The sequence below is a fragment of the Xylanibacter ruminicola Ga6B6 genome, assembly GCF_000687715.1.
In the GTDB taxonomy this organism is placed as follows: Bacteria; Bacteroidota; Bacteroidia; order Bacteroidales; family Bacteroidaceae; genus Prevotella; species Prevotella ruminicola_B.
Genome location: NZ_JHXD01000017.1, coordinates 76,517 through 85,326, shown reverse-complemented (window position 1 = coordinate 85,326; position 8,810 = coordinate 76,517). Strand labels below are relative to the sequence as shown.

Annotated in this window: 11 protein-coding genes; 8 read left to right on the top strand and 3 right to left on the bottom strand. The window is 47.2% G+C overall.

The features are described 5' to 3' along the window. Positions 1-222: a hypothetical protein gene (locus T500_RS0110825; protein WP_028908122.1), complete on the bottom strand. Its 222-nt coding sequence runs from the start codon at positions 220-222 to the stop codon at positions 1-3. Between the two features lie 6 nt (positions 223-228). After that, on the bottom strand, positions 229-453 hold the full coding sequence (locus T500_RS0110820; RefSeq protein ID WP_028908121.1) for a DUF3791 domain-containing protein: 225 nt from the start codon (positions 451-453) through the stop codon (positions 229-231). A 454-nt stretch (positions 454-907) separates the two neighbouring features. Between T500_RS0110820 and T500_RS0110815 the strand changes: the two genes are divergently transcribed. The 5 genes from T500_RS0110815 (at position 908) to T500_RS16985 (ending at position 4,771) form a co-directional block, all read left to right on the top strand. Continuing rightward, positions 908-1,159, top strand: a complete 252-nt coding sequence (locus tag T500_RS0110815; RefSeq protein WP_028908120.1) for a hypothetical protein — start codon at positions 908-910, stop codon at positions 1,157-1,159. 409 nt (positions 1,160-1,568) lie between these two features. Beyond that, complete coding sequence (locus T500_RS0110810) at positions 1,569-2,045, top strand: D-Ala-D-Ala carboxypeptidase family metallohydrolase (protein ID WP_051612033.1); 477 nt, start codon at positions 1,569-1,571, stop codon at positions 2,043-2,045. Between the two features lie 25 nt (positions 2,046-2,070). Next, complete coding sequence (locus T500_RS0110805) at positions 2,071-2,688, top strand: Lin1244/Lin1753 domain-containing protein (protein ID WP_196243507.1); 618 nt, start codon at positions 2,071-2,073, stop codon at positions 2,686-2,688. Next, positions 2,672-4,576, top strand: coding sequence for a bifunctional DNA primase/helicase (locus tag T500_RS0110800; protein WP_196243506.1), 1,905 nt, complete (start codon positions 2,672-2,674; stop codon positions 4,574-4,576). The genes T500_RS0110805 and T500_RS0110800 overlap by 17 nt, the downstream gene beginning before the upstream one ends. A 12-nt stretch (positions 4,577-4,588) precedes the next feature. Then, positions 4,589-4,771: a hypothetical protein gene (locus T500_RS16985; protein ID WP_155267519.1), complete on the top strand. Its 183-nt coding sequence runs from the start codon at positions 4,589-4,591 to the stop codon at positions 4,769-4,771. Positions 4,772-4,863: 92 nt separating this feature from the next. Here the strand turns inward: T500_RS16985 and T500_RS0110790 are convergent, their stop codons facing one another. Further along, the gene (locus T500_RS0110790) at positions 4,864-6,051 is read right to left on the bottom strand and encodes an ATP-binding protein (RefSeq protein WP_028908116.1); all 1,188 of its coding nucleotides are present in this window, start codon (positions 6,049-6,051) and stop codon (positions 4,864-4,866) included. Between the two features lie 420 nt (positions 6,052-6,471). On the opposite strand from T500_RS0110790, the gene T500_RS17405 reads away from it, so the two are divergent. The 3 genes from T500_RS17405 (at position 6,472) to T500_RS0110780 (ending at position 8,734) form a co-directional block, all read left to right on the top strand. After that, positions 6,472-7,020: an HU family DNA-binding protein gene (locus T500_RS17405; RefSeq protein ID WP_080694868.1), complete on the top strand. Its 549-nt coding sequence runs from the start codon at positions 6,472-6,474 to the stop codon at positions 7,018-7,020. Positions 7,021-7,076: 56 nt separating this feature from the next. Then, positions 7,077-7,178: a smalltalk protein gene (locus T500_RS16980; protein WP_155267518.1), complete on the top strand. Its 102-nt coding sequence runs from the start codon at positions 7,077-7,079 to the stop codon at positions 7,176-7,178. A gap of 197 nt (positions 7,179-7,375) precedes the next feature. After that, positions 7,376-8,734, top strand: a complete 1,359-nt coding sequence (locus T500_RS0110780; RefSeq protein WP_028908115.1) for an ATP-binding protein — start codon at positions 7,376-7,378, stop codon at positions 8,732-8,734. The last annotated feature ends 76 nt before the right edge of the window (positions 8,735-8,810 follow it).

Sequence of the window (8,810 nt, the reverse complement as noted above, 5' to 3'; positions counted from 1 at the left end):
TTAAGAAACCCTTGCGGTCTTCAGTTCGTTCTCTAGGAAAGAGTACACGTAGCCAGGACTCTGGTAGTAGAGACCAGTAGCATCGTCCTGCAGACGCTGGTAGGTATCGCTGTTGATAACGGTGCTCAAGGCCTGCTCAATCGTGAGCTGCGAGTTTTCATCCATCAGTCGCAGAGCCAGGTGCTTAACCATATCGAGCTTCATCTGTTCTTTCTCGTTCATAGTCGCTTATACTAGCGCCCCTCCTTTCCTGTGGCAGTATTCGGCCATGTCACTGACCATCGACTGGAACGACTGAGTGTGGCAGTAATCGTAGTGCTCGTCAACAAACTTGATGGCGCCGAAGCGGCTCAGGTAGTTGAACGCCTGCTTGAGCGTAAGTCCAAAGCGTCGACCGAACTCCGTGGCAAAGATAATCGTCCACTCCATCTTTTCTTTAAAACTATATGCCATAATCGTTGTTGTTTTATTTGTTTTACCGTGGCAAAGATACGAATAAGTGAGCAAAGTTCCAAATATTTTTGTTACTTTTGCATTCCGGAATGACCGAAGTAGCTAACACAACAACTAATTATCTAAGCCCAGGATCGATTTGTTGGGCTGCTTTCCTGGCTATGGGCGCACGTTTGGAAAATTCGCCTAATACGTTTTACTCGCGCCATTAGCTGCCGGTGCGAGTCTTAACGGAACTAATGTTTCTAGGTGTTGGACATTTCTAACACCATGGTAGCTGTGTTTTTGTAATAATAATTATGTAAAAATGTATTCAGAGATGATATTGAATAATTTTCTTCGTAAAGATAAAGATAGTAGAAAAGAATTCTATGAGCAATTTCGCTCTTTAGTAGGTCCTAGCCGACCTGTAGTGTGTTTTGTTGGGGCAATTAATAAAATTGCGCATATAGAGATGAGGGCAACCAAATCGTATGGTGGTTTAACGGCTGTGCTGGAGGTGATTGTCAGTCACACCCGCAAGCAGTATCTGGCCATGCAGCGTAGTGATAACAACCCGCATGGTAATCGTTCAACAACAGAACGCGTGGAGTACTTTCACGCGCTGCATGTGGTGTTTGGTGTCAACGAGGCCGATAACCGCCAAGTGCACAACTTCGACCAGCGTTTACGCAGTGTGATTAAAGCTTGTTCACGTACATCTTAGAACCCAAGTCTTGATTCTTCAAGCAGGAATGTTTCCTGATCCTGCTTTTCCTCTGTATCTACATTCAGGGCCGACTGGATGTAGATTTTTATTTAGTTTGCTAAAAAATCTCAAAGAAACGTGAACTCGTTAATAAGTTAGATTTCAAAATGCCCATAAACAGGGCGTTTCAAGAGATGAAACGTGAACTGCCGAATAATGTGTGATAAATGTTTGGAATGTGCTAATTTATATATTATCTTTGCACATGGTTATAGGAACCAATATAATTCACTTAAAACTGTAAAAGTATGAATCAACAACAACCAGCAAACAGATTATTACGGTAGGGCGTCACCTTTAAGGGTGGCGCCCTTCTTGGGGTTTCTTTTATTTTGAATGAATAATAACTAATTATCTTAACAAAATTATGAAAACTATTATTGATGCAACCATGCGTCTAACAGAACACTTTACGCTCGGCGAGATGTGTTACTCAGCAACAGCCGAAGCCAAACAGATCCCTAACATCCCACTGAAACAGCACATCACAGCGCTGCAGAACTTGTGCGAGCGCTGTCTGGAGCCTGTGCGCCAGCAGCTGGGTCTGCCCATCAAGGTTAACAGCGGCTACCGCTGCCAGCTGCTCAACCAGATGGTGGGTGGCGTGCCTACCTCGCAGCACCTGAAGGGTGAGGCAGCCGATATTACCATCCCACGTAAGCACCGTCCGTTCGGGCACCCTACAGATGAGCAGACGGCACGGCTTATACTGAAGTATGCCGAGCAGTTTGCCGACTATGATCAGCTGATCCTGGAGCACAGCGGCACCACATGGTGGATACACATCAGCTGCCGGATAAATTACCGTCTTAACCGCCACAAAGTAATAAAAAATGAAGAATAAAGGTTTTATAAAGTTATACCGCAGTATGCTGTCGAAGCCTGAGATGACCGACCTTGTTAACGAACAGGGGGCGGTCGGCTTCGGCGTGTACATGATGATAGTGCTGTATCTTTCGCAGTGTGATGATTATGAGGGTGCCTACACCAATGGTCAGCTGCAGAGTCTGGCCGATCAGGCTCGCAAATCTCGGGCTTATATCAGGCATATTATCGAGGATTATGGCTTGTTTAAGATTGAGGGAAAACGCTTTCATGAATCGTTCATGAACCAATATTCACATGCGCGTACTAATAGGTACGCACGCGAAGAAATAGAAATAGATATAGAAAAAGAAAATAAAGAAAAAGGCACGAAGGTTCCCGATATGATCGGACCTTCGGCCTACGAGATGGTGACGCGCGAAGGAAGGCGACAGGGCGGTCATGGCGAACCTGTGCCTTGGTGGGCACCGCCGCAGCGCGATGTGTACATGGTGTGGAGCCTGGTGGCCGACAGGTGGGTGCCGCCAGCGCAGATAGATGCCGAGGCCGAACGCCAGCGCCACAAAGAGATGAAGCCCGCCGACTTTATGATGAAGACGGCCTGGGAAGTACTAACCGAAGATGAACAAACAAGAATTCAAGACAATGCAAAACGACAATAGTTTTACACCACATAAGCAGTGGGAGCAAACCAGTACGGGCTACTATATTGTGCCCATCGACATGTTGGATGTGAAGGGTGCCCCAAAGGACAACGACGGCAAGCCCGACCTGAAGGCGCTGGGCAAGACCATTGTGCGCTGCAAATGTCCCGACTGTAGCGACACCCGTAAGAAAGCGCATATCAATGAGCCGTGCGTGCGACTGGACACGATGACCGGACTGGGTAAGTGCTACAACTGCGGCTTTAAGTTCGTGATCAGCAGTAAGGTGGCCGACTACAACAAGAAACGTGGCTACCAGAAAAAGAAATTCAAGCTGCCCGATACCAGTAAACTGAGGCCGATCGACGGTATCGGTATCAACTATCTGCTGGACCGGAAAATACAACCACAGACAGCCGCAAAGGCAGGTGTGTGTTCGGCCACCCGCACCATCGGCGGCATTGAGCGTTCGTGCCTGGCCTTTACCTATCGCGAGGGCAGCAAGGTGGTAAACATACAGTACAAAACTACCAGCAAGGACTTTGCCGTTGAGATCGACTGCGAGCTGATACCCTGGAACATTGATGCGGCCATCGGACAAGAGAGCCTGATTATTACCGAGGGGATGATGGATGCGCTGGCACTGATGGAGTGCGGGTTCGACAATGTGATATCGGTATCCAACGGCGCCGAGAGTGATGTGCGAACGTTCGACCGCTTTCGCTACAGTCATTTGGACAGTATACGTACGTTTTACCTGGCTGGCGACATGGACGAACCGGGTGTTGAACTGCGCAATAAACTGGCCCTGTATTTTGGCGAGGCGCGCTGTCGTATCGTGGAGTGGCGCCTGGAAGAAGATACCGCCAAGGATGCCAACGAGATGCTGATGGAGCATGGTGTGGATGCGGTGCTACAGTGTATCAACCACGCACAGCCGTGCCCGATAGTAGGTGTGGAGACCATCGACGACTATCGCGAGCGCACCAAGTACATTTGGGAGCATGGCATCGCACCAGGCAAAACCGTAGGGTGGGGTGAGTTCGACGACCACGTGCAGTTTGAACCGGGGCGCACGGTGGTTATCGTGGGTGAGCCTAACACGGGTAAGAGCACCTTTGCCGACGACCTGGTGCTGAACCTGGCACTGCAGCATGGCTGGAAGGCGGCGCTGTATTCGCCCGAGATGTTTCCACCCGAGCGCCACATCGAGCGACTGGCCACTACCATTGCGGGGCGTAAGTTCCGCAAAGAACTGGTGCAGACCGAGCGTGGGGTTGACTATCGCAAGCCGCTGATACCTGAGCGCATGGCCGACAGGATTCTGGACTGGCTGTGCAGTAACGTGTTTTTTATCACCGAGACATCGGGGCGCACCATCCACAAGCTGCTGCACCGTGCCGAACAGCTGCAGCATCGCTATGGAATACAGCAGTTGCTGCTTGATCCGTTTAACTACATACAGCTACCCGAGGGAGCCAAGAGCGACACGATGAAGATTGGCGACGTGCTGGCCGAGATAGAGCTGTTTGCCCATCGTACGGGACTGCTGATATTTGTGGTGGTGCACCCGTCGAAGCCGCAGAAGGGCGAGCAGATTGATTCGCTTTACAATGCCAGTGGGTCGGCTGAGTTCCGTAACCGTGCCGACTACGGACTGGTGCTGGTGAACGACGACAAGCAACGAACGCGAAAGGATTACCATCTGCTGAAGATCATCGTGGATAAGGTACGCGACGATGCCATGGGGCACAAGGGAACCTGTCATGTGTCGTTCGATCCCCAGAACTACCGTCATGGCATGGTGCAGACCATCCACCTTATGGGCGAAGTGAACCAGTACAACATCCTCGACATCAGTCCTCACTGTTGGCTGGATCAAGGTGTGGAGCAAACCTTTTTTTAATTTTTATGTTTAATGGAATACATTACTTGTACGCGTTGCGGGCAAACACTGCCGCGCAGCAAATTAGAACGCATGAAGACGGGCACCTACCGTCGGGTGTGTAACCACTGCAAGTGGCTCTACTACGTAAAGCCCAGTCGTGATCGCCGCATCCTTCGCGACCTTGAGGCCCGTCACCATCACAACGAAAAGTAGCTTTTCGCCCAATGAAAAGTAGCTTTTCGCCAAACGGGAGTTAACTCCTCACTCATCAAAAAGTAGCTTTTTGTCCATCGAAAAGCTACTTTTTATAACAAATCCTCTATTTTCATATGGAAGAATTCTTTGAATGGTATACCATCGGTTCCGATGACTAAAGCACGTCTGGGATGAAAGTTTTCGCAGAACTTTGGTAATCCACTATTCATACCACGTCGCCCACTTTTCACTTCAAGTGCTATTGCTGTTCCTTGACTCGCAACTATATAGTCGACCTCATCAGAACGTTCGCGCCAATAATATACTTTGTATCCTCCATCTTCTGCATCACCAAGCAGATAGCCTCCAACTGCAGATTCCACCCATCTGCCCCATATCTGGGGATCTATGCGGTCTTTATCGTAGGTTGTACCCCTATAGGCTGTCAGTAATGCATTGTTATATACTTGGAATTTTGGTACAGACTGATATCGTCTGGCATCATCGTTGGCATATTTTTGCAGTCCGGCCAAGAGATTACACTGATTGAGAATATTAAGATACGAAGATAGTGTGGTGACATTACCTGCATCCTGGAGTTGTCCTAACGCTTTGGTGAGAGAAAGTAATTCGGCAGAGTATGAACATCCCAGTTCGAATAGTTGTTTCATTAATGCAGGCTTATAGATGTTTGATGTCATAATAATGTCTTTTTCGATAGCTGGTGCTACTAAAGACTCTTTGATATATTTACGCCATCTTCGCATATCTTTAATAAGCGAAGCACTTCCAGGATAACCTCCGTAGTAAATCCATTCATCAAGTGTAAGCCCAAAGGCATCTTCCATTTCTTGTAGAGTCCAATGTCCTAAACGTATTAGTTCAAAACGACCAGCTAGTGATTCTGTTAGTCCTTTACGAAGCATTAGACGTGAGGAACCTAGCAGAAAGAGTTTAAGTTGGCGTCGATTGCGGGTGTCAGCATCCCATTCGCGTTTAACAATTTCACTCCAACGTTTTATTTTCTGTATTTCGTCTATAACAAGAATTGCTTCAGTTTGCTGCCTGGTATCCATCTGAATGCGGGCACTTTCCCAAACTCTTCTAATCCAGTCAGTATCATTTTCATCTACACCATCTGCATTATACAAGTAATGTGGTAACGTGCATTCCTCCAACACCTGATTAATAAGTGTTGACTTGCCAACCTGGCGTGGACCTGCCAAGACTTGAATGAATTTTCTTGGTTCGTTCATTCGTTCCAGTACCTCTGCAAATTGTGGTCTTTTGTACTCCATAATGTTCAATTCTTGATTACAAAATGTTCAAATCTCCGTTACAAAATGTTCAAATCTCGGCTGCAAATATAGGGAATTTATCTGAAACAAAGAAGGATTTAGCAGTTTTTTTTATATTTCAAAGAGAATTTGAGTATCACAGCTTTTCACAGGGACGGTCCTGAAGTAAATCTAGATCTTAGGGCTACAGTCCTTGAACAATATTCTATATTCATGCTAAAGGACTAAGGTGGTTGTGACTCAGCAGGGGAACCCTGCATCATTTTGGCTAACTGCCAAAAGGAAAAATCCTTGGATTTAGGTGATTATTTTAGTACCTTTGTCATCGCAATGAGGCGATTGCTGCAAGGTGGGAAAATCCCATTCTGAAGTAGTTGGAAATCACCCCGAAGCCAGGGGTATAAAGAAAGGAGGAGCGATATGTCTGTATTATTCAGATTGTCGAAAGTAACGTCGCCTAAGGCTAAAGGTTACGGCAAGTGGTACCCACGAGCCGTGATTACCCAGACCGTGGATACGGAGCAGCTGGCCACTATCATGCAGCGTAACTGTACCTTGAAAAAGGCCGATATCGTGGCTGTGATCAGTGAGCTCATCGAGACGATGGCCGACCAGTTACAGGATTCTAAGCGTGTGAAGCTGAACGGCTTTGGCTCGTTTAAGATCGGTATCCGTGGTGAGGGCGCTGACAGCGCAGCCGACTTCAGCGTGAGCAAGAACATCAAGGGCTTGCACGTGCTGTTCCAGCCCGAGGTGAAGAAGGACGGAAGCGGTGTGATGCAGAAGACCTTTATTACCGGTTGCAGTGTGCTGGAGGCGCCAAAGAACGATGTCGACACCACTAAGCCCGCTAACAGCGGTAGTAACAGCGGCAGCAACAGTGGTAGTACTGGCGGCAACAGTGGCAGCACTGGCGACAACACCGGTGGCAACACCCAGCCAGGCAGTGGCGGTAGCGACATGAATTAAGCACGGATGCCTGGCCGTGCCAATGTAAAACGATTAATTAAAGGAAAGGAGGAATTATGTTGAAGAACTGGAAGACAATCGCGAAGATTGTGGTGGCAGTGATCACCGCCTTGTTAGGTGCGGTAGGTGCAACTGCCGCAGGCGTTCAAATCGTGTAAAAATGAAAGCGGTGCAACTCTCACGAGCTGCACCGTTTGCCCTTTTTAAGGGTGAATTCCAAACCTCTACACCAAATCGGCTCAAAAACATTGCTATTTATGCTTTTTTAAGCTCAAAATGAGCCGATAATTAGGAAATAATCGCTATATTTGCACGCGAAATGTTACAGTCGTAAAATTTGCAGTCGTAAAATTGTATGAAGAAGTTCTATGACAGAGTACGCGAAATGGCCGATCTTAGGGAATTGCAGCGCCAGGCGTACAACGATTATTCCCGATTTGTAGTACTCACAGGTCGTAGGCGTGTGGGCAAGACAAGTCTTGTATATAAACTGATAAGCGAGACACAGGAAGATGCCCCCGGACTCTATTTCTTCGTAGGTAGAAAGACAGAAACTGTTCTCGTAAGAACCTTTGCACAGGAGATTCGGGAAAAACTCGACGAGTTCGTTCCTGATGGAATGACTTCGTTTCGTGAACTATTCCAGATGATACTGGAGATCGGAAAGCGAAAAAAGTTCACGCTATTTATTGATGAGTTCCAGGAGTTTGACAATATAAACGCAGGTGTCTTCAGCGACATACAGGAACTATGGGACGAGTACAAGAAGCAAACAAACGTATGCATGATTGTGTCGGGCTCAATATTCCGCATGATGGAAAAAATCTTCAAAGACGAAGAACAGCCGCTATTCGGCAGGGACGATTGTACCATTAAGCTACAGCCTTTTAATACGGATACGATAAAGGAAATACTTAGCGACTACAAGCCTAATTATACCTCAGAAGATCTTCTTGCACTTTGGACGATTACAGGTGGTGTGGCTCGTTACATTGAACTGCTCATGAACAATGGATGTACTAACGTAAAAAAGATGCTACACTACGTTTGTTCAAGCGGCGACAGTTACTTCGTGGACGAAGGTAAGAAGATACTTGTCCAGGAGTTCGGTAAGCAGTATGGTACGTACTTCAGTATACTCGACCAGATAGCCCATGGCGATGTAACCCAAAGCGAGATTGAAGGGGCTTTAGGCATGAAAAGTATTGGCGGCCAAATGAAGGTGTTGGAAGAGAAATATGGTATCATCAAGAAGAAACGCCCGATTGGTGCCAAAGAAGGAAGCCAGACGGTACGTTATGAGATACAAGACAACTTTTTCCGTTTCTGGTTCCGCTACATTCACAGATACTCTGCGCTCATAGAATTGCAGAATATGCCAGCACTGGAAAGAATCATGGTTGATGACTATACTACATTCTCAGGCATAGCCTTGGAACGCTGGTTCCGTCAGAAAATGATGGAGAGCTGCCGATACAAGCAGATTGGTGGCTGGTGGCAACCGAATGGCGTCAACGCCCAGGGCAACAAGGATGACTTCGAGATTGACATTGTGGCCGAAACGCTCGAAGGCAATATCGAAGCGTATGAGGTAAAACGCAAGCCTCAGAAATATTCACCAGTACGATTAGAAGAGAAAATTGCAGAAATGAAACGACGCATATTCCGTGGTAAGGAAGTAACCAAGGGTGGCTTATCCATGGAGGATATGTAACCGTATGAAATGAAAGCGGTGCAACTCTCACGAGCTGCACCGTTTGCCCTTTTTAAGGGTGAATTTAGTTGTTAGC